The sequence below is a fragment of the Vibrio sp. Vb0667 genome (genome assembly GCF_033391095.1).
The window spans coordinates 1-1256 of the sequence record NZ_JAWPOL010000234.1; the positions used below are offsets into that span (position 1 = coordinate 1).

Below are 1256 nucleotides of genomic sequence, written 5' to 3' on the forward strand. Positions count from 1 at the left end.
CCTTTTTCTCCATGGCGGTTTTAGCCGAAACTTGATCGCCGCTTTTGTCTGCATTGGGTTTGTTTTCATCCGAGGATTCGTTGTCTTTGCCGTCATCAGAAGAGGGCGCTTGTGGTGCACCACCTATGGCCACAGGGGTTGCTGCGCCTAGGTTGGTCGCTTCTGCCATTGCCGCAACGTGGCTGGCAAGCAGAATGTAGGTGCCCGCGCTCGCGGCTCTTGAGCCTGAAGGCCCAACCCAAGTCGCAATCGGTGTGGTCGAGGTTGTGATGGCGTGAATAATGTCTCTCATCGCGCTATCTAGCCCGCCAGGGGTATCCATTTTGAGAATCACTAGGCTCACGCCGTTGATTTGAGCTTGTTCAATTTCCCTAGTGAGGTAGTCACTGTTGGCTGGGCCAATTGCCCCTTTTACGGGCACAATCCAAACCGTATTTGCCAGTGTTTGGCCAGCAAATAGAAGCAGCGGTAGTAGCCATATCCATGTCCGTTTCATGCAGTCCTCCTTGTCCGGTGACAGGGACTTATTGAAAACCTTGTTTAAAGTATATACGCAGACATTTATATCGGGTTGAAACCGTGTTCGATCATCAGTGCGATGCAATACTGAGTCTTACTTGGCAAGAAGCAGAGAGATTGGGGAACAAAAAAGGCAAAGCGACAGAGGCCGCTTTGCCTTGGGAGGGGGAGCTAGATTAACAGTGGGGCAAGCCAGAAAACTGAGCGAATGCGTCTTCTCGAGTCATCGGTTTATAGAAGTAGAAACCTTGTAACTCATCTATATTCCACACTTTTAGTTTGCGGACTTGGCTGGCCGTCTCGACGCCTTCTGCGACGATGGTTAATCCCAACTCTTGCGACATATTGGCAATGTTTCGCACGAGCGTTTTGGCTCGGTCGTTGGTTTCAATTTCATCCACGTACGATTTGTCGAGTTTGACGATGTCTAGCGGGAAGTTGCACACGCTGCTGAATGATGCGTAGCCCGTACCAAAAGCGTCCAACGCCAGTTGTACGCCCAGTTGTTTGATTTCGTTGATGCAGTGGATGGATTCCGTTTCGCCGCCCATCAGCATACTTTCGGTGATTTCTAGCACCAAATGACCTGCAGAGATGTTGTGCTCTTCAATCATGGTTTGCAGGAATGAAATCAACCGTGAATGGTAGAAATGCTGCGCACTCAGGTTGACGTGCACCGTCAGTGGCGGCAAGCCTTGGCTGTGTCTCTTTGTGTTCAGTTTGCCGATAAAATCGCA

General features: G+C 50.2%; 1 protein-coding gene and 1 pseudogene. Both read right to left on the bottom strand.

The window, feature by feature from the left end:
• Window positions 1-496 (bottom strand): annotated as a pseudogene (locus R8269_RS24875) (nodulation protein NfeD); the annotation flags it as partial.
• 199 nt (window positions 497-695) lie between these two features.
• Window positions 696-1256 (bottom strand): EAL domain-containing protein (locus R8269_RS24880; protein ID WP_318222866.1); only part of this gene is annotated, 561 nt, incomplete at its 5' end.